This is a genomic window from Geobacillus zalihae (assembly GCF_030414215.1).
Lineage (GTDB): Bacteria > Bacillota > Bacilli > Bacillales > Anoxybacillaceae > Geobacillus > Geobacillus zalihae.
Map to the genome: position 1 here is coordinate 1973425 of NZ_CP129217.1, position 23101 is coordinate 1996525.

General features: G+C 51.3%; 16 protein-coding genes and 2 CRISPR repeat arrays. All 16 genes read right to left on the reverse strand.

All coding sequences use genetic code 11. The annotated features are described in order from the left end of the window. Positions 1-25 precede the first annotated feature (25 nt). The 16 genes from QWV57_RS09945 to QWV57_RS10020 all read right to left on the reverse strand — a co-directional run bounded on the left by QWV57_RS09945 (position 26) and on the right by QWV57_RS10020 (position 22985). Complete coding sequence (locus tag QWV57_RS09945; RefSeq protein WP_301099743.1) at positions 26-1336, reverse strand: methyl-accepting chemotaxis protein; 1311 nt, start codon at positions 1334-1336, stop codon at positions 26-28. Positions 1337-1541: 205 nt separating this feature from the next. Continuing rightward, complete coding sequence (locus tag QWV57_RS09950) at positions 1542-2891, reverse strand: GntP family permease (protein WP_301099744.1); 1350 nt, start codon at positions 2889-2891, stop codon at positions 1542-1544. Positions 2892-3005: 114 nt separating this feature from the next. Then, complete coding sequence (gntK, locus tag QWV57_RS09955) at positions 3006-4577, reverse strand: gluconokinase (protein ID WP_301099745.1); 1572 nt, start codon at positions 4575-4577, stop codon at positions 3006-3008. A 17-nt stretch (positions 4578-4594) separates the two neighbouring features. Continuing rightward, a complete protein-coding gene (locus tag QWV57_RS09960; protein WP_301099746.1) occupies positions 4595-5611 on the reverse strand; it encodes a LacI family DNA-binding transcriptional regulator in 1017 nt (338 codons plus the stop codon). A gap of 1012 nt (positions 5612-6623) precedes the next feature. Beyond that, entirely contained in the window at positions 6624-7526 is a 903-nt protein-coding gene (locus QWV57_RS09965) for an Rpn family recombination-promoting nuclease/putative transposase (protein WP_301099747.1), read from the reverse strand. Positions 7527-7708: 182 nt separating this feature from the next. Further along, a CRISPR array of direct repeats spans positions 7709-8537; the repeat unit is 30 nt; unit sequence GTTTCAATCCCTCATAGGTACGATAAAAAC. A gap of 182 nt (positions 8538-8719) precedes the next feature. Beyond that, a complete protein-coding gene (locus QWV57_RS09970) occupies positions 8720-9655 on the reverse strand; it encodes an AEC family transporter (RefSeq protein ID WP_060788327.1) in 936 nt (311 codons plus the stop codon). A gap of 59 nt (positions 9656-9714) precedes the next feature. Then, positions 9715-10407, reverse strand: coding sequence for a response regulator (locus tag QWV57_RS09975; RefSeq protein WP_301099748.1), 693 nt, complete (start codon positions 10405-10407; stop codon positions 9715-9717). Between the two features lie 13 nt (positions 10408-10420). Then, positions 10421-12031 carry an ATP-binding protein gene (locus tag QWV57_RS09980; protein ID WP_301099749.1) on the reverse strand — a complete coding sequence of 537 codons (1611 nt, stop codon included), beginning with the start codon at positions 12029-12031 and terminating at the stop codon, positions 10421-10423. Positions 12032-12107: 76 nt separating this feature from the next. Beyond that, positions 12108-13634 (reverse strand): tripartite tricarboxylate transporter permease, encoded by a 1527-nt coding sequence (locus QWV57_RS09985; protein ID WP_301099750.1) that lies wholly within the window; start codon positions 13632-13634, stop codon positions 12108-12110. A 13-nt stretch (positions 13635-13647) separates the two neighbouring features. Continuing rightward, complete coding sequence (locus tag QWV57_RS09990) at positions 13648-14103, reverse strand: tripartite tricarboxylate transporter TctB family protein (RefSeq protein WP_020756975.1); 456 nt, start codon at positions 14101-14103, stop codon at positions 13648-13650. 54 nt (positions 14104-14157) lie between these two features. Next, positions 14158-15198, reverse strand: coding sequence for a Bug family tripartite tricarboxylate transporter substrate binding protein (locus tag QWV57_RS09995; RefSeq protein WP_081132908.1), 1041 nt, complete (start codon positions 15196-15198; stop codon positions 14158-14160). Positions 15199-15739: 541 nt separating this feature from the next. Then, entirely contained in the window at positions 15740-16588 is an 849-nt protein-coding gene (locus tag QWV57_RS10000) for an Rpn family recombination-promoting nuclease/putative transposase (RefSeq protein ID WP_081132903.1), read from the reverse strand. A gap of 100 nt (positions 16589-16688) precedes the next feature. Continuing rightward, a CRISPR array of direct repeats spans positions 16689-17385; the repeat unit is 30 nt; unit sequence GTTTCAATCCCTCATAGGTACGATAAAAAC. Between the two features lie 180 nt (positions 17386-17565). Beyond that, positions 17566-18726: a mannitol-1-phosphate 5-dehydrogenase gene (locus tag QWV57_RS10005; RefSeq protein WP_081132902.1), complete on the reverse strand. Its 1161-nt coding sequence runs from the start codon at positions 18724-18726 to the stop codon at positions 17566-17568. Further along, positions 18726-19169, reverse strand: coding sequence for a PTS mannitol transporter subunit IIA (locus QWV57_RS10010; protein WP_081132901.1), 444 nt, complete (start codon positions 19167-19169; stop codon positions 18726-18728). The genes QWV57_RS10005 and QWV57_RS10010 overlap by 1 nt, the downstream gene beginning before the upstream one ends. Before the next feature lie 5 nt (positions 19170-19174). Then, the gene (locus QWV57_RS10015) at positions 19175-21265 is read right to left on the reverse strand and encodes a BglG family transcription antiterminator (protein ID WP_301099751.1); all 2091 of its coding nucleotides are present in this window, start codon (positions 21263-21265) and stop codon (positions 19175-19177) included. 268 nt (positions 21266-21533) lie between these two features. Further along, positions 21534-22985 (reverse strand): PTS mannitol transporter subunit IIBC, encoded by a 1452-nt coding sequence (locus QWV57_RS10020; protein WP_081132898.1) that lies wholly within the window; start codon positions 22983-22985, stop codon positions 21534-21536. Between the last annotated feature and the right edge of the window lie 116 nt (positions 22986-23101).

The window sequence follows — 23101 nt, forward strand, 5'->3', positions numbered from 1 at the left end:
CACATGCGCCTTTTCAGGGCGTCTTTCATTTCGAAAGCGCCAAATCCGCTCCGATGACTCCGACAATTTGACCGTTATGATCCGTAATGGGAGCGGACACCGTGACACAAAGATGTTTCGTCAATGCCGATACATACGGATCGGAAACATACACTGTTCCTCTACAAGCTTCCTGAAACCACGACCGGACTTTGGCGTTGACCAAGCCCGCCGGCGGATTCGAATAGACAAACGCCCCATCAAGACGATTCGACCAGACAGCCTCAATCTCTCCATTCTCAGATAAAAATCGATCCAGCACGCGTTGATGCATGGCCTCATCCATTTGTTCCAACGGAGCTGACTGAAGCAAAGCGGATAGTTTCTGAATCGTGTTTTTCACCACCGCATCATCGACAGAAATCGTTTCCCTCATCCAATCACGCCCGACCGTTTGTTGCAGCTCCTCCGCTGTCTTTTGCAACGCTTCGTTAATGCGCAAAATCTGTCCGACGCTCTCGTGCTGTTCGTTCATATCCGCCGTCACTCGCTCGACAAACCGTTGATTTTCCCGGCTCAATTGCACGATTTCTTCAAGCAGGCCGGCGATTTCTTTCACGCTGTCCGACTGTCCAGACGCTGACCGGACAGAAGAGGAGACGAGGTCCGTCATATCATTCAGCTGTCGATGCAGCGAATGAAGGAACGACATAATCGCTTCCATTTCTTTCTCTTCGACATCGATTTGCTTTGTTTCTTCGCGAACGATATCGGTTGTCGCTGCGATTTCGCGTTGAATAAGGGACAAAATATCCTGTGTTTGCTGGACAGCTTCCGACGTTTGATTCGCCAACATGCCGATTTCCCGCGCGACGACCGCAAACCCGCGCCCATGTTCTCCCGCACGAGCCGCCTCAATATTGGCATTGAGCGACAAAATTTTCGTTTTCTGCGAAATCTCGCCGATCGCCGATATAATTTGATTGATGCGTTGAGAATGATGAACGAGGTGATTCATTTGTTTCAACAACGTTTCATGTTGGGAGCGCAATGCTCGAATTTCCTTTTGCAACGTTTCTAATGAATTCCATGAATGCAACCATTGTTCAGAAAACTGCCGGCTGCTTGCATGAATGTCGTTTGAAGAGGCAGCAATGTCTTTCGCCGCTTCCTCGATTGCCCGCATTTTTTTCGCCACTTTTTCTGTATACTCCACCGTTTTCTCGCTATGGTCCATCAGCTCTGCCGCACTATTCCGGCTTGAATCGGAAATGTCATTCAGCGAAAGTGCCGCCATCTTCATCTGTTCCATCGCCGCCTTGAGCTGATCGACGGCCACGACAATTTGCCTTGCCATTTGTTGTGATCCTCCCTGCATTTCCTCATGTCGAGGCTGATCCAATTCACGCTTTGTTTTTCGCGCCGCACGTCTCGCAAAAATCAATGGACGTCACTCCTTATGTAATTTTTTATTACATAATTATAATATAAAATATAACAAAAGGGCATATAAAAATAAGACGCCCGTTCTCCTAAAAAACAGGCGTCTTGCATTGGAAAGGCTAGAGGACCATATTCAATAACAAAATGAAGACAAACGCCACCACCGAAATAATCGTCTCCATCGCCGTCCATGTCATGAGCGTTTCTTTCACCGTCATGCCGAAATATTCTTTGATCATCCAGAAGCCGGAGTCATTGACGTGCGACAAGATCAACGAACCCGCGCCGGTCGCCAAGACAAGCAGTTCCACGTTCGTTCCCGGCATGGTAGCCGCGATGGGGGCAACGATGCCGGCAGCGGTCATCATCGAGACGGTCGCCGATCCCGTCGCTACGCGAATGAGCGCCGCAATGCCCCAGCCTAACAGGAGCGGAGAGAAGTGCGAGTGTTTCGCCACTTCCGCGATTTGTTCGCCGATGCCGGAATCAAGCAGCACTTTGTTGAATGCGCCGCCCGCCCCGATGACAAGCAGGATGTTCGCGACCGGGCCGAGGCAGTCGTTGGCAAATTTCAAGACAGCGTCGCGGTTGAAGCCGCGGGCGTAGCCTAAGCTGAAGAACGAATAAACCGTCGCGATCAAGAGCGCGACAATGGGGTCGCCGATAAAACGCAGCACTTTCGCTGCTTCCGACTTTTGATCAAGCGTCACGTTTGCCACAGAGGCAATCAACATCAAAATGACCGGAAGCAAAATCGTGAACAGTGTATTGCCAAAGCCAGGAAGCTCACGTGCTTCTTTATGCTGCACAAGCTGTTCGGCAATCTCCGCCGGCACTTTTTTATACATGCGCGAGCCGATCCATTTACCGTACAGCGGTCCAGCAATGATCGCCGTCGGCAGACCGACGATGATTGAATAGAGAATCGTCTTTCCGACATCCGCCTTAAAAATGCCGACTGCCGCCATCGCCGCCGGGTGCGGCGGGACAAGGCCGTGAACGACCGATAAACCGGCGACAAGCGGAATGCCGATCGTGACCAGTGAAATGCCTGTTTCCATCGCAATCGTAAAAACAAGCGGAATAAGCAAGACAAACCCGACTTGGAAAAAGACCGGAATCCCGACTAAAAAAGCGACGACCATCATCGCCCAATGGACGCGTTTTTGGCCGAAGCGGTCGATCAACGTTTTCGCAATGCGCTCAGCGCCGCCCGATTCAGCCATCATTTTGCCAAGCATCGTCCCGAGCGCCAGAACGATCGCCAAAAAGCCGAGCGTGTTGCCAAGCCCCGCCTTGATCGAGTCAATGATGCCCGGCGTTTCCGGCGACGGCGCGATAAGCGGCATGCCCATCGCCAGCCCGACGCCGACGGACACTAAAATAAGGGCGACAAACGGATGCATTTTCGCCGCCGTAATGAGCAATAACAAGACAATAATAGCGGCCACAACAATGGCAATTCCCATCATGCACTCCTCCTTAGCTTTGAGATAAATCGATTTAGTATACAAAGCAAGCGGTTTCAAGCTTTCGGAGAAAAAGAGGGGGGATAAATCGATTTAGTCGCCCCCATTATAAGGCTACACCGATTTCGTTTTCGACCTCTTTTCCCCATTCCGCCGTTGAAACGCGGCGATGATGTTAAACTCCTCTTTCAACCGCTCATACAAGCGGGCATACAAATCAAACAGTTCAGCGTAAATGAGCGTATGTTCTTCCTTTGGTTCATGACGGGCTGTCGTGTCGATCCACGTTTTCACCGTTTCGAGCGACGGCAGCTCGCCTAACGCGTAAAGCGCCACCGCAGCCGCTCCCAGCGCCGACGCTTCATGCGTTTGCGGCACGATGAGCGGTTTGCCGAGCATATCAGAAAGCATTTGCCGCCAAAACGGCGATTTGGCAAATCCGCCTGAGACGCGGATTTCCGTCATCGGCCCCGTGACATCGCGAATGGCCAAGGCGACAGAGAGAATGCTGAAGCAGACGCCTTCCATGACAGCACGGATGAAATGCTCGCGCTTATGATGAAGGCCGAGGCCGAAAAATGTCCCGCGCGCATTCGCGTTCCAATGCGGCGCCCGCTCGCCTGACAAAAACGGCAAAAACACAAGCCCTTCCGCCCCCGGCGGGACGCGTTCGGCATATTTCGTCAACAAGTCATACGGATCGATGCCGAGCTTTTTCGCCACTTCCCGCTCCTGGGCGCCGAACTCGTCGCGCAGCCAGCGAAGCAAAATTCCGCCGTTGTTCGTCGGTCCGCCGACGACCCAATAGCCGGGCGTCAACGCATAACAAAACGTCCGCCCTTTTTCGTCCGTCGTCGGAGCCGCCGCAATCGTCCGCACCGCCCCGCTCGTTCCAATCGTGATGGCCGCTTCCCCCGGAAGCACCGCCCCGACGCCGACGTTGGCGAGCACGCCGTCGCTCGCCCCGATGACAACAGGCACATCCGAAGCGACTCCCATTTTTTCCGCCCATTCTCTTCTCATCCCAGTCATGATGTGAGTGGCGGGAACGAGCTGCGGAAGTTGCTCGCGGCGAATGCCGACAAGGGCGAGCGCCTCCTCGTCCCAATCGAGCGTGTCCAACCGGAATAAACCCGTCGCCGATGCCATGGAATGGTCGGCGACATAGTCACCGTACAGGCGATACAGCACATAATCTTTCACCGACACAAACCGCCGTGCTCGCTGAAATACGTCCGGCTGCTCTTCCTTGAGCCAAAGCAATTTCGATAGCGGCGACATCGGATGGATCGGCGTGCCCGTCCGCCGATAAATGGCAAGCCCGTTTTGCTCTTTCAACAGCCGCTCCGTTTGAGCCACGCTTCGGTTGTCCGCCCAGATGAGGAGGCGGGTGAGCGGCCGCCCCGACTCGTCAAGCGCCATAATCGAGTGCATCGCCGCACTCAAGCCCATCGCTTTCACTTGCGCTGGGCGGATGCCGTGGCGGATCGTCACCGCCCCGACCGCTTGAACGACCGCCGCGAACAGTTCATCGGGATCCTGCTCGGCAAACCCCGGATGCGGCTGGATGATCGGATAGTCGACAGCGTGAGAAGCCAGCACCTTCCCCCGCCCGTCAAACACGACCGCTTTCGTACTTGTCGTCCCAATATCAATCCCAATGACGACGTCCCCGTGAATCGCCATCGTTTCTCCTCCCTTCTTCATGCCTTCCCCCGCCTGATCGATGTCCGTTCCATCAATGTCGGGGAGAAACGAAATACGCGCGGACCGTCGGCTTTTTTCGCTTTCATTTGTTCAAACACGCGCTCAGCTGCTTTTTTCCCCATCGCAAACGTCGGCTGGGCGATCGTCGTCAGCGCCGGCGTGTAAATGTCGGCAAACGGTACATCATCGATGTTGATGATCGCCACCTCATCCGGCACACGAACCCCTGCGTCTTTCACAAACCGCAAAACCCCCATCAACGTCAAGTCGTTGATCGCAAACAAGGCGTTCGGCCGCTCCGATTCCATGAACCGCTTCTTCAGCTCCCCAGGCAGCGCGGCAGGTTCAGCGGCGATGACGTTTTGATCGCCAACTTCAAATCCCCTTTTCTCCATGGCCGCCCGAAACCCTTCCAACCGCTCCATCCGCGGCACGTTGTAAGGGACAAGCGGAGGGGTGACAATAGCGATGCGCCGATAACCGTTGGAAGCGAAATAATCGACTGCCATCTCCGCGGCAGCGAAGTTATCCAGAAGCACGCTGTCCGCCTCCACTCCCGGCACCATCCGGTCGACAAACACAAGCGGAAACCGTTCCTCGACAAGACGGCGGTAGACGTCCTCGTTCTTTCCTGTCGGAAACACGATCAGCCCGTCCACTTGCTTCGCCAGCAGCGTATCGACATATGTTTTCTCCTTGTCCGGATCATCGCCGGAATTGCAGACAATGACTTGAAACCCGCGCTTTTGGCATTCCTCTTCAATGGCGTGCAGCACTTGCGTTGTCATCATATGAAGCATATTAAAGACAATCACGCCAATGGTCGCTGTCGTCTTTTGCTTCAAACTGCGGGCGATGATGTTCGGCTGATACCCAAGCTCTTCAATCGCCTCGGCGATGCGCTTTCTCGTCTCCTCGCTCATATACTCATAGCGCTTATTTAAGTATTGCGACACGGTACTTTTCGAAACGTTGGCCAATTTCGCGACATCGGCCATCGTTACTTTTTTCAAAAGGGATCCCTCTCTCGCACTAAATCGATTTAGTTCAAAAGCGCTTTCATAAACCGGTTTAGCTTTATTATAAACCAAGTGAAAGCGGTTTACAATAGTTTTTGTTTGAAATCCTAGAAATCAATGAACGGTATACGGCCGTGACAGCTTGCCAATGATGTCATTCCGCCCGAATGGATCGCGCCAAACGGCTTCATAGATTGTACTTTCATTTTGCACTAAGCAATGCATTGATTCATTTTTATGAACAAATACCTATTTTTAATATGGTCATAAAATTCCTTCTTTTCCAAATTTCCAATAAAATTATAATTGTATTAGAAATGTAAATATATAGAAGATCGTTGAAAAATGCACACTCTAAGACAGGGATTTAGGAGGTCTTATACCGAAAAAGAAACATTTCTAGGAGGCTAGTGAAAAACAACCGATTTCGCTGAATCAGTTGCTTTTGGATGAACGAAAAGCGTTGATTTTAAAGGATTTCTCAATTTGAGAAGGAAATCCGTTTTCTGCGACTTTTCACTAAATCACCAGCCTTCTAGAGGGGAGTGATTTTTTTGAGGAAAATTTTTATGATCCTGTCGTTTGTTTTAGTATTTTCTACATTATCGTTTGGCGTTTCTGAAACATCTGTGAAAGCCGCAGAAGAACATAATGAGTTTATTAGAGCTTCACAAGCACAATTGTATACCGGTACCAATTAACAAAAAGGAGAATGGGACATGCTGACCACCATTACGTCTATTTTAGGCTACCTTTTTATAGGTGTCGTTATTTTAGCTGTTTTTATGGTTTTTAAATTCGTGAGAAAACGGTAAAAAATTAGAAGACTGATCATAAAAGAAAAACGCCGTTCATAAATCGAAAAAGTTCCCAAAACACGGCGTTTCCAAAAACCTCCCCTGGGAACGAAACGTCCGAAGGCTCTAACAAGACGGCCGCCGCCCTTTATGAGGGATTTGACGCCATTGCGGGCGGCGACGTTCGCTCTAGCCAGGGGGCATCCGACTTACTGCCTCACCTTTTCAATCGTCTCGACCGGCAGCCCAGTCAGTTCGTGAATCGTGTCGACATCGTACCCTTTCGCCAGCATTCTCTTCACCACGTCGAGCTTCCCTTCCTCGATCCCTTGTTGGCGTCCTTGCTTCATCCCCTGTTCGATTCCTTGTTGGATTCCCTTTTCCATCCCCCGCTGTTCGTATGAGACGATGAGCTCCATCACACGCTTTGCTTCCTTCGTTTCCATTTGGCTCACCTCGTTTCGCAGTTTCGCTTCCTCCTCTTCGGATAGCCGCAAATACGTCTCGAAAAAACCGAACAACAGCCGCTGTTTCGCTTCATCCAGCTCGAGGCGGACGAGCATGCGCAAAAATTCCTTTTTCACGTCGACTTTCTCATCTTCATTATACCCCATTTTGCTTAGCAAGGCAGCGGCGACAGGGTTGGCATGGCGGATGTACGCGCGCCACGGCAGTTTGCATAGCTCCACCGTCAAAAAGCGGAAGTCAAGAACGGTCAAAAACGGAAACTGCATGACCCATGAGGAAGGCTCATCGTATTGTTCGTCATAACTGAAGATGGCAATCGGGAGAATACGGCGGCGGTATTTTTGAAACAAGCGGCTGAAGTAGAGGAACATTCGCTCGGGGAAGGTCCGCTGGGTGTAGCTTTGATGCTCGACATGGACAATGACGAGCCCGTCTTCCCCTTTTACCTTTGTTTCGACCAACAAGTCGACGCGGTGCTTCTCTCCGGCCGTCACATCGGTGAACAGTTCCTCGGAGAGGAAAGAGAGATGGTGAACGTCAATGTACTCGTACACATCGGGAAAGAAAAGAAGCAAAAACTCCTCAAAAAATGTCGACAGCAGCTCTTTGAACAACCGGTCATGATCGATTCGCTTCCTAGCCACGTTTTCCCTCCCGGCAATGTCGGATTCACCGTACTGTATTCGCCCTTCGCGGCCGAATTCCTTCTTGTTTCCCCCCGCGTTTTTTTGGCATGTGCCATTTGTCCTTTTCCTATGTGGAGCCGTAAAACAAGCGGAACCCAGCAACGGTTCAGCTGAGGCGAGGAATAGTTTCAGTTCCTCTAGTTTCAGTTCCTCGTAGGTACGATAAAAACGTTCATCATCGTTGACGGGTTCCATCGGTACACGATTTTGTTTCAATCCCTCATAGGTACGATAAAAACAAAGAACCTTTCTACGCTTATTTATTAGTCAAAATGGTTTCAATCCCTCATAGGTACGATAAAAACTTATGAACTCTTTCCAATCGATGAAATTTATGAATGTTTCAATCCCTCATAGGTACGATAAAAACCTTAATGATCAAGCGGTATATATCCCCTTCTGGGAGTTTCAATCCCTCATAGGTACGATAAAAACCAAGCCCGGAGGGGAGCGGGGAAAAGCCCCAGAAAGTCACGTTTCAATCCCTCATAGGTACGATAAAAACCCAATCAGTATCGAAGTGAAGCGTGGGCTTAACGGGTTTCAATCCCTCATAGGTACGATAAAAACATACTTCATCAAGTCATTTCTTCCTTCCCTTGTGATGGTTTCAATCCCTCATAGGTACGATAAAAACGTTCGTAGCGGTTCCAGGAATCTATGACCTTGACTTGTTTCAATCCCTCATAGGTACGATAAAAACTACAATAAACTTTAGGCACATAGAAAGGAGTGATCAGTTTCAATCCCTCATAGGTACGATAAAAACGCTCGCGCGGGAACGTCTTGCGGTAAACGGTGATGGGTTTCAATCCCTCATAGGTACGATAAAAACCCGACAAATTGCTTCGCTGCTTCGATGTGTTCTTCGTGTTTCAATCCCTCATAGGTACGATAAAAACACCGACGATAGTAGTAGGTTGTAGTTTCTCGGAAATAGTTTCAATCCCTCATAGGTACGATAAAAACCCCAAACCATGTGCGTAAAATCAAGCTTTTCCCCTTTTGGCTGTTTTCAGAATAACACGTTTCAAAAATTCTGTCAATACTGTTCAGCCGTGTTGGTTGTAGGATTTTGACGCGAAAAGACATTGTCGTCGATCCCCCGGGGTTTTTGCACGATTGGGGATCGACGACAGCTTGCCCCGCTTTCATCCGCCAATTGGAAACAGCAGGCGGGCCGCATATACTGCGCCTGTCACGGTAATGGCGCTCAACAAGGTCGACACCAACACCGCCTGGGCGGCATAATCTGGGTGGCAGTCATACTCGAGTGCATACAGCGCCGTATTGCGCGAGCACGGATAGGAACTGGCAATGAGCAATGCCTGAGCCGTCACGCCATCCATTCCTAATAGAAAGATCAAAGACGCAGCCAACAGCGGCGACAAAATCAAGCGCCCGAACACACTCACATACACAAGCGGCGGCAAGGCAGTAAAACGGGCGTAGGCGATTTGCGCTCCCAACGTAAAGAGAGCGATGGCTAAAAACGCATCGGCGACCCGCTGAAGCGGCGCCCATAAAAATGATGGGATGGGGATATGAAGCCATCGACAAACTACGCCAAGCAACAGCGCGTGAAGAACGGGATTTTTCCATATCTCCGCAGTCCATTTCCCTCTTTTTCCATTCCCGGATACAAACTGGTATACCCCATATGTATTCGTCAAGAAATTTTGAAAGATCGTCACCATAATTTGAATCGTCGCCCCGAGCGGATGTTGATGAAATACAAGCTGACTGACCGGGATGCCGAAATTACCTGAGTTGTTCAACACAATGGTGTTTTGAAATACGGCTGACAAACTCCGTTCCAATTTGAATAACTTGGCCATCATCATACTCAAAACGATCAGTCCGCTGTTTTGCAACAAGAGAAATTCTAAGATGGCCGCCAACACTTTTCCATCCAACTCACTGTCATACACGTTGATGAATGCGACTGCCGGCAGCAGGACGTACATGTTCAATTTGGATAACGTATTGAGGTCAAGATGAAAGAAGCGGTGAAGCCCTGCCCCCAAGCCGACAATCAATAACATCGGAACCATCACTTGCAATAAAATGCCGCTAAAAACAGCCAAGACGCTCTCCTCTCTTTCTTTATCCATATAATGCATGTTTCATTTTTGAAAATCCATATCTACATTTTCTTCTTGTAAACTCGTTCCGGCCGCCCAACGGATCCATAGGCAATATCGGCCGTCACCTGGCCGACAGAGACGAGATACTCCAAGTAACGGCGGGCCGTCGTCCGGCTGGTTCCGATTTGCCGCCCCACTTCTTCAGCGGTGATGCCTTCCGGGCACTGTCTCACAACCGCCAACACTTTTTCTAGGGTCAATGGCTGAATGCCTTTAGGCAACATGGGCTGGTCCTTAACGGACTCTTCTCTTCCAATTAATGCATCAACATCTTCTTGGCCAATCCACTCTTTCTCTTTCACCCACCGTTGCATTTTGTCATAATACTCCTTGTATCGATTTAACGTTTCCGCAAAACGGTCAAACATAATCGGCTTGATAATGTAATCAAACACTCCGCCATGCAGCGCTTGCTTCAGCGCCTCCACTTCTCGTGCTGCGGTGATCATAATAATATCGATATCGGAAAAACGCTCTCGCACCCATTTCAAAAACGAAAGGCCGTTCATATCGGGAAAATAGACGTCAAGCAACAACATGTCTGGCCGCAACACCTCCGTCAATTCCCTTGCCTCTTCAGCGTTCGTGGCGATGCCGACCACTTCATAACCGTTCACTTTCTCGACAAAGCGCCGATTGATTTCCGCAATGCGACGGTCGTCTTCAATAATCAGTACACGAATCGGCAACATCGGTTCCCTCCTTCTAGCCTTGGCGGTCCTGCCGCCCGACATGGGCTGGCCGCTTTGGGATCATGATGGTAAATACCGTGCCTGCTCCTTGCTCCGATCGATGCGTCATTTGCCCCCCGAGCATTGTCAACGCCCGGTTCACTAGATCAAGCCCATACCCCCGCCCTCCGGCCGCCTTCGTTGAAAAGCCGCGCTCGTAGATCCGTTCCGCTACAGCTGGGTCAATGCCTAATCCGTTATCCTCAACCTCAATAATTAAATCATCGCCAAGGTCAGTCAAAAAAACGGCCACCCGTTTCTCTTCCTTTCCGTTATGGAGAACGGCTTCCATGGCGTTATCTACGACATTCCCAATAATGGTTACCAGATGGTCCCGGTCCATCCATGACGGCACATCACGGAAACTGCTTTCCCGATCAATTTCAAACACAATTTTCAGCTCGTTGGCGCGATTGAACTTGCCGATCAGCAGACCGCCGATGATCGGATCTGGAATTTCTTTCATGACAAACCGGACGATGTTTTGTTGCAAGTCGGTTTCTTTGGCGATCAGTTCAAGCGCTTCCTCATACGATTCCAGTTGAATCAGACCGGAGATCAAATACAGCTTATTGGAAAACTCGTGCGTTTGCGCGCGCAAAGCATCGGCATAACTTCGCAGCTGTGACAGCTCTTTTGTCAGGCGATACAGTTCTGATTTATTGCGAAACGTCGACACCGCCCCGATCACGCGGTCCGCTTTATCTTTAATCGGAATGCGATTGGCAATGACCGTTTCTTCACCTAACGCCATTTCATCGTCAAATTCCGCCTGCCCCGTCCGAATGACTTCAGGCAGCCTCGAGTGGGGAATAAGCTGCAAGATCGGCATTCCCAGCACATCGCGTTCGTTCTCATACCCAAGCAGCTTCAGTGCCGTTCGGTTGACCATTGTAATCGTTCCCTCTTGATTGATGGCCACAATTCCTTCGCGAATCGCCTCTAAAATCGCTTGCTTTTCTTGGTAGAGCAAACCGATTTCTTCCGGTTCAAGGCCATGAATCGATTTCTTCACCGCCTTGGCGATCGCCATGGCCCCCACCGCTCCGAGCAAAAGGGCAAGAACAGAGAAGAGAAAAATCTTCAGGCTATATGACCACACCGTTTGTCGAATATCCTCTAGCAAAAAACCGACCGAAACAATGCCGATCACATGTCCGTTTTCATCCAAAACCGGCGCTTTTCCGCGGATTGCCGGACCGAGTGAACCGACCGCCTCTGAAATAATGGCCTTGCCTTTAAGCACCTCACCGTTGTCGCCCCCGACCATCGGTTTGCCGATCCGATCCGGCAGCGGGTGAGCATAGCGGATTCCTTGGCGGTTGCCGATGACGACGTATTCCGCCCCTGTCTTTTGGCGGATGTGCTCCGCAAACGGCTGCAAGCGCACGGACGGATCGGGGTCGCGGAACGCCTCGCGCACGAGCGGAGTGGACGCGACGGTTTCCGCCACATTCAGCGCTCGCATGCCGATTTGTTGTTTGATAGTCTCCGCGAACATATGTTGGAATAAAAACGTAAGAAACACGATGACAAACAAAAGCAGCGAACAAATGATCATCATCAACCGTGTTTGCAGTTTCATCGTGCTGTCCCCCAAACAGAAAAATGAAAAGAAAGACCATCCTCCAACTTAAGGAAGAAAGCCTTTCTTTCTATTATTACATATCTTCATTGACAATGACGGTTTTTCCTCGTAATTTCATGAAAAACGGCACGGCAATCCACAACAAGGCGATGACCAACAAGACAAGCGAAATCGGCTTTTCAACGAAAACGAGATAGTCCCCGTTGGATGCCGTCAACGCCCGGCGCATATTGTTTTCGATCATCGGCCCCAACACAAGCCCCAGCACAAGCGGGGCAAGCGGATAGTCGTGTTCCGCAAGCCAATAGCCGAGCAAGCCAAATGCCAACAACAGAAACACATCAAACGTCGTCACTTGCACCGCATACACGCCGAATACAGAGATGGCAATAATGAGCGGCAACAAATACTTCGTCGGTGTTTGGATGATTTTCGCAAATAGTTTCACAAGCGGCATGTTGAGAATTAACAACATCACATTTCCGATAAACATGCTCGCAATCAATCCCCAGGCGACAGCCGGATGTTCATCAAACAACAGCGGACCCGGCTGGACGTTGTACATAATGAGCGCTCCCATCAAAATGGCCGTCGTCCCGGACCCCGGAATCCCGAGCGTCAACAGCGGAATCATCGCGCCTCCAGACGCACCGTTGTTCGCCGACTCGGGCGCCGCGACGCCGGCGATCGTCCCTTGGCCGAATTTTTCTGGATGTTTGCTGATTTTCTTTTCAAGAATATAGGAGAAAAACGAGGCCAATGTCGCACCGGCTCCCGGCAATACGCCGATGAAAAACCCGAGCAGCGACCCGCGGGCGATCGGTCCGGCGCTTTCTTTCAAGTCCGCTTTCGTCGGCAACACGCGGCCAATTTTCGCAATTTCCCCGCTGTTCATTTCGTCGTGGAGAATCGACTTGAATACTTCCCCCAACGCAAACAATCCCACCGCTACGGTTAAAAACTCCAGCCCCCCATACAAATAGGAAATATTGTACGTGAAGCGTGCGACGCCAGAGACGTTGTCGAGCCCGATCGTGGAAAGCAACAAGCCGAACACCGTCATGATCCACGCTTTCGTCATCGATTTGCCGGCAAGGCCGCTCACCGCGGCGAGCCCCAGCAGCATAAGCGAAAAATACTCCGCCGGACCGAACTTCAAGGCGACATTGGACAGCGGCTCCGCTAATAATACAAGACCGATGAGCGACACAATCCCCGCCACAAACGAACCGATCGCCGCAATCGCCAGCGCCGCCCCGGCCCGGCCTTGCCGCGCCATTTGATAGCCGTCCAGCGTCGTCACCACAGATGACGATTCCCCTGGCGTATTGAGCAAGATCGATGTCGTCGAACCGCCGTACATCGCCCCGTAATAGACGCCGGCCAACAAAATGATCGAACTGGCGGCCGCCTGTTCGGGACTCAAGCCCGATGTCATCGACGCCGTCACCGGAATGAGCAGCGCCACCCCGCTCATCGGCCCGATCCCAGGAAGCACGCCGACCGCCGTGCCGATCAACACCCCGATAAACGCAAACAGCAAGTTATGCGGCTGAAGCGCCGTCTGAAATCCGTCAAGCAAAAACGATAGTGTGCTCATGATGCCCCTCCTTTCATTGGAACCAAATCGGCCAGCTCGGCAATGTTCCTTGCAGCAGTTTCACATAAAGGCCATAGACACCGAGGGAAAAGCCAGCCGCAATGGCGATCGATTTCCACAGCGCCCCTTTTTCCATCGTTTGAAAGCCGATGACAAGAAAGAGAAATGTCGTGATCACATATCCAACCGTTTCAAGCAACGCCGCATAGAAAATGGCGGCGATGAAAATGACAAGAAACTTTTTATATTGCCGCGGCGGTTTCTCACTTGTCGCCTCTGAATAACGTCTCGTCTCCAACAACAACTTGATGCTTAAGAGAACCAACACAAGTCCAAGCAAAAACGGAAACACATTCGGCCCGACAGCGCTGCCGTAGGCGCTTTTCGATATGCGCAAACTTTCCACCATAAACAAGGCGCCCACAGCCAAAAACGCCACCGCCGCGATCCGGTCAGCCGTTTTGTTCATCGCTCTGCCTCCTGTTCTTTACGAAAAAGGGGAAGAATGTTCTTCCCCCTCGTTTTATTTATGCATGCCAAGCGATTTCAGCAGGTCGCCGACTTGCTGCTCTTGCTCTTGCAAAAATTTCGTAAACTCTTCCGAATTGCGGTACTCTGCCTCCCAACCTTGCTTTTGCAGCTCTTCTTTCCATTTTTCATGCTCAGACAGCTTTTTCAATGTCTCTTCCCAAAACGCTTTTGCTTCCGAAGACATTTCCTTCGGCCCGAACACGCCGCGCCAAATCGTAAACTCGGCATCAACGCCAAGCTCTTTCATCGTCGGCACGTCTTTCAGCACTCCGCCGAGGCGTTCTGGAGCCGAAACCGCCAACACCCGCACTTTGCCGGCTTTCAAATATTCGCCAACCGAAGACGCATCCGTCGCAATCACATCCGCATTGCCGCCAAGCAGCGCCGCCATCGCTTCTCCGCCGCCATCGTACGAAACATACTTGACTGATTTTGGATCGATGCCCGACTTATAGATCGGCAAAATCGCCACTAAGTGGTCCATCGACCCTGGCGCCGACCCTCCAGCGACAGTGACCGATTTCGGGTCCTGTTTAATGGCATCGAGCAATTGGGTCAACGACTGAAATTTGGAATCTGCTTTCACGACAATCGCGCCAAAGTCTTTTGTCAACTGGGCGAGCGGGGTTGTGTCTTTGTAGCCGAACGGGCTGTTCCCTTCTTTTTTCAGATTGTTGATGATAATCGGCGGCGAGTTGACAAACAGTTTGTAATCGTTTTTGACATCCTGGGTGGCGTACTCAGCCATAAAGACCGCCCCGCCGCCGCCCGGTTTGTTTTCGACCGTCATCGTTTGTTTGACGAGCCCCGTCTCATCGAGCACTTTCGTAATGGCGCGGGCCGTTAAATCCCAACCGCCGCCCGCCCCAGACGGAGCAACAATCGTAATCGGCTTCGTCGGATAGTTTGAGGCCGATGAGCCAGAGTTTGAACCGGACGATTTCGACCCCGCCGATTCATTGCCCCCACAGGCCGCCAAAGCCAGTGTCATCATCCCTGCGGCGAGCAATCCCCACCATTTCGTTTTCTTCATTTCTCCCTTGCCCCCTTGTTTTTTGATAACGTTTTCAAACTCAACCTTACCATGCCCCAGGGTGAACGTGAAGTTTTTGAAAATAAAATGAATTTTGTGCATTTTGTTCATGGACATATAGCCGACATGATCTCATATGGCCAAGACGCCTAGCGGAACGCCGGAGCCCCATAACAAAAAAAGACCGCCAGCCTTCAAGGCCGACGGTACATAAAACGTTGGTACAGTGCATACTTTCTGACGTTCGTTCCTCCTCTTTCATGTGACCGGACGATCATCCGTTTTCTGGTTCATCACCAAAAGATGTACTTGACTTTTAAAGACAAACATGATAGCAATGTTGCTCAAAGAGATGTGTGGTATAAAAAGGAAAAATGCTGTTTTGATTTTCTCTATCATAATCGCCTTTCTTTGTCAAGTACACTTTGTGGTGAAGAGCCCGTTTTCTACAATCGATCACTTACGAATCAGTGATTTCCTCTACCTCTTTTGCCACCGCCAACTGTCCTCGTTAGATGCCCACCTTTTGTATTGGATTCCCCTACTCTTCAAGCAATTCCCAAACATCTTCCTCTGGAAGATCCACCAACCTAGCAATGTCTTCCGCCTTCATTCCTTTGCGCGCCATGTTGCGGATCAGCTGTTTCATTCCCTGTTTTATCCCCTGTTTCCTTCCCTTTTGCTCATAGGAAATGATCAGCTCCAACACTTGCTCTTTTTCTTTCGTTTCCATCGCCCTCACCTCTCTTTGTAGTTGTTGCTCTTCCTCCTCCGACAACTTCACATATGTTTCAAAAAAGCCCAAGAGCAGCCGCTGCCTCGCTTCATCCAGCTCCAATCGCACCAACATGCGCAAAAACTCTTTTTTCAACTCGACTTTCTCACTTTCAGTATACCCCATTTTGCCAAGAAGGGCAGCCGCAATCGGATTGTCATGCCGGATGTAGTCCCGCCAATGTTTCTTGCGCAGCTCCACGGGGAAAAAGCGAAACTGCAGCACGTCGCCAAAGGGAAACTCGATTGAGAACACGGACGGTTCCTCGCGAAGGGCCTCATAGCTGAAGACAGCGATCGGAACGATGCGGGTGCGGTATTTTTCAAACAAACGGCTGAAATAGATAAACATGCGCTCTGGAAACGATGGTTGCACGTAGCTTTGATTCTCCACATGAACGATGATCAGCCCGTCTTCCCCTTTCAGCTTCGTCTCGACCAATAGATCGACGCGGTATTTTTCGCCTGCCGTGACATCGGTAAACAGTTCTTCGGACAAAAAGGACAAATGGCGGAAATCGATATGCTCGTGGATGTCGGGGAAAAAGAGGAGAAGAAACTCTTCGAAGAACGTTTGAATCAGCTCTTTGAACAATCGGTCATGGTCAATGGCCATTCGATCACCCCTCTTTGAACGTGTTCGATTCTATCCATTCGCAAACAGGGGGTGAAAATCCTGCATGGGGAACAGAAAAAGTTGTGCTGTACTGTATAGTGCTTTAGTCCCACGCAGGTACGATAAAAACAAAAGCCGGCTATGGGTTTTATTTAACTACTTATGGTTTCAATCCCTCATAGGTACGATAAAAACGAGGATTATCTTGCGATCCATGAGTGGTTTGACGAAAGTTTCAATCCCTCATAGGTACGATAAAAACATGAACTGACTTATGAGGAACTCATGCAAATTATTGTTTCAATCCCTCATAGGTACGATAAAAACAATCCGGCCAATGTTATTGATTTTTACCGTATCACCGGTTTCAATCCCTCATAGGTACGATAAAAACCCCGATACTATACCATTTAGACGCTGCAAACGCGAAAAGTTTCAATCCCTCATAGGTACGATAAAAACAAGCGGCTTAATGTGTCGGTTTCCACCGCCCAAGCGGTGTTTCAATCCCTCATAGGTACGATAAAAACACATCGATGGTTATTTTGAAACAGAAAGAGTAAAAAGAAGTTTCAATCCCTCATAGGTACGATAAAAACATTATTACTTTTAAACAAAATATAAAAGGAGTGTAGTTTCAATCCCTCATAGGTACGATAAAAACGAAGAAGTCGAGCCAGTTATAAATCGGTTACTTGCGTTTCAATCCCTCATAGGTACGATAAAAACAAGTCCTCGTTTACACTATGCCGACAGCACCGGTCGAAGTTTCAATCCCTCATAGGTACGATAAAAACCCCAAACCATACGCATCAAATCAAGCTTTTTCTCTCTGAGCTGTTTTCAGAATATCACGTTTCAAAAATTCTGTCAATATCGTTCAGCAGTGTTGGCTGTAGGATTTTGACGCAAAAAACATTGTCGTCGATCCCCCGGGATTTTTGCACGATTGGAGGTCGACGACATTTGCAAGACGGTCAGTTTTTGTTTTTCTTCATTCTTCCGTACTCGTCCTTCACCGCCGCCACAAGCGGGTGCCCACTCTCAAGGCCTGCATATTGCCGAAGCGCGCCTTCGATCCCGTGCTGGGCGATTGTTTGTTGAAGGGCAGCGGCTTCCGCATCGCGGGCATCATCGAACCGCAGGAGGGCGGCGATTCCTTTAGCCAAGCCTTGCGGGGCGTTGCCGAATAAGGCGCAATATTGCACGGCTGGCGCGACGAGGCGGTCGTTCGGCCCAAGTTTGCGGATCGGCGAGCGGGCGACACGGATGATGTCGTCGGACAGCGCCGGGTTCATGAAGCGCCCGATCGTCGTCTCGATATACGCGCGGTGCTCATCTGCCTTCCAACCGTGCTTTTTCACCAACACCGCTCCGGATTCGCTGAGCGCCTGTTCGACATCCGCCCGAATGGCGCTGTCTTTCATCGCGTCTTGCACGGTTTCGTATTGCTTGAGGTAGCCTAAGTAGGCGGCAAGGGCATGGCCGGTGTTGACAGTAAATAACTTTCGTTCAATATACGGCCCTAAGTCAGCGACAAAATGCGCTCCTTGAATCGGCGGAACCGCGCCGATGACGTTGCGCGTTTCAATCGCCCATTCGAAAAACGGCTCGACCGTCACCGCCAGCGGATCATCGTTCGTTTGGTTTGGCACGATGCGGTCAACCGCGCAGTTGAGAAAGCCGACCGACTCGCCCGCCAGCTGTTGTTCGGCTTCGGAAAGATGGGCAAACACGTGCTGCTTCAACGTCTCCGTGCCGCCGATCATATTTTCGCACGCAATGACATGAAGCGGAGCTTGCCGGGCGGCCAGCCGCTGCTTGAGCCCGGCGGCGATGACCGGGGCGATGGCCGGCAAAATGTGCGGGCCGACGGCGGTCGTGACCAAATCAGCGGCGGCGATCGCCGCGATGACTTGCTCCCGCTCTGTTTGGCTGTTCAACGCCGAGACGCCGCGCACCCATTGTTCTTCTCGCTGCTCGCCGGCGACAATGACGCGATACTCCCCCCGCTCTTTCAGCAAACGGACGATTTGTCCATTGACATCAACGAACACGACGTCATATCCCGACGCCGCCAGCAGACTGCCGATAAAGCCGCGGCCGATGTTGCCGGCGCCAAAGTGGACGGCCCGCATCAGCCGTTCACCTCATGGAGCAGCGCAAGAATTTCTTCTTCTGTTTTGGCGTTCGCCATTGCTTCTACATGATCCGCTTCCGCACACACAAGCGCGAGTTGGGAGAGAATGTCCAAATGTTCGCCGTCTTTACCGGCAATGCCGATCACGATCGTGGCCATGTTGCCGCCGCCAAAATCGACGCCGCCTGGAACTTGCACGATCGAAATGCCGGACTGTTTCACGAGCGCTTTTGCCGCTTCCGTTCCGTGCGGAATGGCGACGTTGTTGCCGATATACGTTGATGTCAGTTCTTCCCGTTCAAGCATCGCATCAACATATGCCGGGGCGACATATCCTTGCTTAACCAACACCTCGCCGGCGAGACGGATCGCCTCTTCTTTCGTTTTGGGTTGGGCATTTAGCACAATGTTTTCTTTGTTTAAAATCGAATGGGTTACCATCGTTTTCACTCCTTCATTGATGTCCAGTAATGATCAAAAAATTGCTCCAAATGGGCGCTGACAAGTGAATACACTTCTTCCTCGCCGCCATGCGCCAAAACGGCAAGGCTTTGCTCATCCTTCACGAGCAAGGAGCTGACCTCGCTTAACACAGCGAGCATCTCCTTATCGGCATCTGACGGCCCGAGCAGCAGCACAACCGTGTTGATCTCCATCGGCTCCCCGTCCATGCCGGGCACCGTTTGCGGCGCATCAAGCCGGTACATCGTCAGAGATGGGCGAAGAACCGCGAAGCTTCGAGCGTGGTACAGCGCCAATGTGGTGCCAGGGACGCCAAGCCCGCCAAGCGACTCGCGGCGCCGCAGCTCCTCGATGACGACATCGGCATCGACGATGACGCCGCTTCGTTCGAGGCGGCGGCACGCGTCCGTCAATAGTTCATGAACAGAGCGCCTCTTGACCACCTCGAGGGAAAAACCGTCCAACAGGTGGACGACCGTCTCGCTGATGCGCCGAACCGCCTTCATCGCCTCGAGCGCTGGCCTGTTTCTCTGTGCGATTGACTCTTTCCTCATCCGCTTTTCAGCGGCCGATTTTCGCTCTAAAAATTCACGAATCACCCGCGCTTCCTCTTCCGTCAGCATCGGGCTGACGGTGAAGTATGGGCCGCCTTCATCGGCCAGCGGCACGGTCGAGACGACAAGGTCATACGCGCTTGCATCTTTCTCTTTCCATTCAAACACGGACGCTTGTTCCAGCGAAACAATGTCCGGAATCTCTTTTTTCAGCCTCGTCGCTAAAATTTTCGCCGTCCCAAGCCCGCTCGAACAAATGACGAGCACCCGCCAGCCTTTTTTCTCCCGCATGAGCGCGGAGGCAAAATGGAGCACTAAATAGCCGATCTCCTCCTCAGGCATCGGGACGTTGCCAAACAGTTGCTTTGCCCCTTCTGCGACAATGGCGAACAGCTCCGCATAGTCCCGCTTAATTTGCTCAAGCAGCGGATTGGATACCCCCATCCCGTGCTCCAAGCGGTACAGGGCTGGCTTCAAGTGGACGACCAAATCTTCATACAGCGTGCGGTCGGCGGACAAATCGACGCCAAGTTCGCGGCTGACAAAGCGGATGAGTTGCTGCGCTTTCATGCCAACCGCCAAACTTGCCTCCTCCATCATCGTCCCTTGGCGGCTGCGCCATTTCGCTCCCATCAAGTGCATCGTCATATAGCCGATCTCCTCGCTGGGGATGGCAACGCCAAAGACTTTTTCCAACGATTCGGCGAGCACGCGAGCGATTTCGTATTCGTTCGTCGCTTGAAGCGTCTGCAAATCCCGCGGATCGAAGTGGATCGCTTCTCCCCGCTTGATGCGCTCGATCGCTAGAGCCAAATGGACGACAAAGGCGATGTACGAGCTATCGGCCATCGGAAACGGGAGCGTTTCTTTCACTTGCTCGATTTGCTGCTCAATGATGGCAAGCTTTTTCCGGTCGATGAACCCGAGCAGTTTTTCCGCCATCGTATCAAGCGGTTCGTCAGCGCGCCTTTGGATCGTCTCTTTCATGAGCGCCAAAAATTCGTGTTCATTCACATGGCGGAACAACAAATCGCTCATCAAGCGCCGTTTCGCCGATTCTGAACCGGCCAGTTCCACCCCGTATCCACGCTTGCGGATGAGCGAAAGTCCATACGTCTCGATTGTTTGTTCCAATTTGTCCAAATCAAAGCTGACAGTGGCGACCGTGACGTTCAAGTCATGGGCCAATGTGACGAGTTTCACTGGCTCGTTGGCTTCCAACAGCGCAATTAAAATCATGAGTTGCCGCTCTTCGGGGGTGTATTCATGATGAGAAAGGCGAAACAGCTCTGCGGCCAGCGCCTGTTTGTTTTCTTCCCTTCCGATGAGCCGAACGCCGACTCCTGCCTTTTTCACCAACTCCAGCCCGTAACGACGCAACACCGATTCGAGCCCTTGCAAATCGCGGTGAACCGTACGGGCGCTGACATTCAGCTCCTCGGCCAGTTCGCCGACGGTCAAATCACGGTCGCTTGCCAACAAACGCTCAAGCAGCTTCCGCTCCCTTGCCGATACGTACATCGCCGTTCACCTCCCATCTTCGATCGTATTGTTGACAGGTTTAAATTGGCCAATCGGTTCTTCATCTCTTATTGTAAGGGCTTTTTTCTTTGTTTGACAATGAATAGATGTTTCGTTTTCGTCATTGTTATTGTTGACAGATTTTAATTTCACATTCACAGTTCCTGTTTCGGCACCAAACGAAACCCGCTGGCTGCCCCACCGAAACAGCCGGATTCCGCAAAACAAAACGCAGGGGGAACGCCATTCCCCTGCGCTTCATGCCGATTTACGCATTCTTTTTCAATTGTTCAATCAACTCATCGTATTTCGGGCTGTTTAAGAAGTTTTCAACCGATACGTGGTAGGCGTTCGGCAATTTTGCTTTCGCCCGGTCGGTTAAGTTTTGGTGGGTAACGACGATGTCGGCGTCGGCCGGAAGCTGGTTGATCGCTGTATTCGTCACTTCGATATCGAGCCCGGCCTTTTGTACTTTGTTGCGCAAAATCGATGCTCCCATCGCGCTCGAGCCCATTCCGGCGTCACACGCAAAGACAATTCTTTTGACCCGTGCAGGGACGGCCTGTTCCGCCACCGCCGCTGCCACTTCCTCTTGTTGCTGCAACGCGGCCGCCACTTGGCTTTGTTTCCCCTTTAACTGTTGCATTTTTTCTGCCGCCTTGGCCAAGTCTTCTTCCTCTTCGTTTTGTTTCGCCGATTTCAAGAACACCGACGCGACGAGGAACGATACCGCAGCGGCGACGAACACGCCGGCTAGCACGCCAAAGTAATTCCCTTTTGGCGTCATCGCCAGCAAGGCGAAAATGCTTCCCGGCGACGGCACGGCCACAAGCCCGGCGTTGAGGATGGTAAACGTGAACACCCCGCTCACGCCGCCCGCCATCGCCGCTAAAATCAAGACCGGACGCATGAGAATGTATGGGAAGTAAATTTCATGAATCCCGCCTAAGAAGTGGATAATCACAGCCCCTGGTGCCGACTGTTTCGCCATCCCCTTGCCAAACAGCCAATACGCGAGCAAAATGCCAAGTCCTGGACCTGGGTTCGTCTCGAGCAGGAACAAGATCGATTTTCCCGTTTTCGCCGCCTGCTCGACGCCAAGCGGGCTTAAAATGCCGTGGTTGATCGCATTGTTCAAGAACAGCACTTTCCCTGGCTCGATGAACAAGTTCGCCAGCGGCAACAAATGCCAGTCAATGATTTTTTCCACTCCCGCTGCTAATGTTTTGCTGATGAGCGAGATGACCGGGCCGACTCCTTTAAAGGCAAGGAGCGTCAACACGCCGCCGACGATCCCGGCCGAAAAGTTGTTGACAAGCATCTCGAATCCTTGCTTGACTTTCCCTTGGAACAATCCATCCACTTTTTTGATCACATAACCGCCAAGCGGCCCCATGATCATCGCACCTAAAAACATCGGGATGTCCGAACCGACGACCACGCCCATCGTCGCCGTCGCCCCGACGACACCGCCGCGGACGTCGTACACCATTTTGCCGCCCGTATAGCCAATCAACAGCGGCAGCAAATACGTAATCATTGGCCCGACGAGCTTCGCAAACGTCTCGTTCGGCCACCAGCCCGTCGGGATAAATAGGGCGGTAATCAGCCCCCAGGCGATAAACGCCCCGATATTCGGCATAATCATGCCGCTCAAATAACTGCCAAACCGCTGAATCTTCACGCGGAAGCCTGTTTCGTTTCCGGTTGTATGCGTCATAACGTCGCTCCTCCTTTTGCTTGACTGTATCTTTATCTTAAAACGCTTACAACCGGCCCTTCAATGATAAGTAAACGCGATTTTGTCAAGGGGGTTGTTGACAGGGGTTAAAAAGG

What these genes read in the sequence shown, in the direction of transcription:
- QWV57_RS09945 (WP_301099743.1), bottom strand. Translation starts at nt 1,336, where the DNA reads ATGGCAAGGCAAATTGTCGTGGCCGTCGATCAGCTCAAGGCGGCGATG.
- QWV57_RS09950 (WP_301099744.1), bottom strand. Translation starts at nt 2,891, where the DNA reads ATGGGAATTGCCATTGTTGTGGCCGCTATTATTGTCTTGTTATTGCTC.
- gntK (WP_301099745.1), bottom strand. Translation starts at nt 4,577, where the DNA reads ATGGCGATTCACGGGGACGTCGTCATTGGGATTGATATTGGGACGACA.
- QWV57_RS09975 (WP_301099748.1), bottom strand. Translation starts at nt 10,407, where the DNA reads ATGTTGCCGATTCGTGTACTGATTATTGAAGACGACCGTCGCATTGCG.
- QWV57_RS09980 (WP_301099749.1), bottom strand. Translation starts at nt 12,031, where the DNA reads ATGAAACTGCAAACACGGTTGATGATGATCATTTGTTCGCTGCTTTTG.
- QWV57_RS09985 (WP_301099750.1), bottom strand. Translation starts at nt 13,634, where the DNA reads ATGAGCACACTATCGTTTTTGCTTGACGGATTTCAGACGGCGCTTCAG.
- QWV57_RS09990 (WP_020756975.1), bottom strand. Translation starts at nt 14,103, where the DNA reads ATGAACAAAACGGCTGACCGGATCGCGGCGGTGGCGTTTTTGGCTGTG.
- QWV57_RS09995 (WP_081132908.1), bottom strand. Translation starts at nt 15,198, where the DNA reads ATGAAGAAAACGAAATGGTGGGGATTGCTCGCCGCAGGGATGATGACA.
- QWV57_RS10000 (WP_081132903.1), bottom strand. Translation starts at nt 16,588, where the DNA reads ATGGCCATTGACCATGACCGATTGTTCAAAGAGCTGATTCAAACGTTC.
- QWV57_RS10005 (WP_081132902.1), bottom strand. Translation starts at nt 18,726, where the DNA reads ATGCGGGCCGTCCACTTTGGCGCCGGCAACATCGGCCGCGGCTTTATC.
- QWV57_RS10010 (WP_081132901.1), bottom strand. Translation starts at nt 19,169, where the DNA reads ATGGTAACCCATTCGATTTTAAACAAAGAAAACATTGTGCTAAATGCC.
- QWV57_RS10015 (WP_301099751.1), bottom strand. Translation starts at nt 21,265, where the DNA reads ATGTACGTATCGGCAAGGGAGCGGAAGCTGCTTGAGCGTTTGTTGGCA.
- QWV57_RS10020 (WP_081132898.1), bottom strand. Translation starts at nt 22,985, where the DNA reads ATGACGCATACAACCGGAAACGAAACAGGCTTCCGCGTGAAGATTCAG.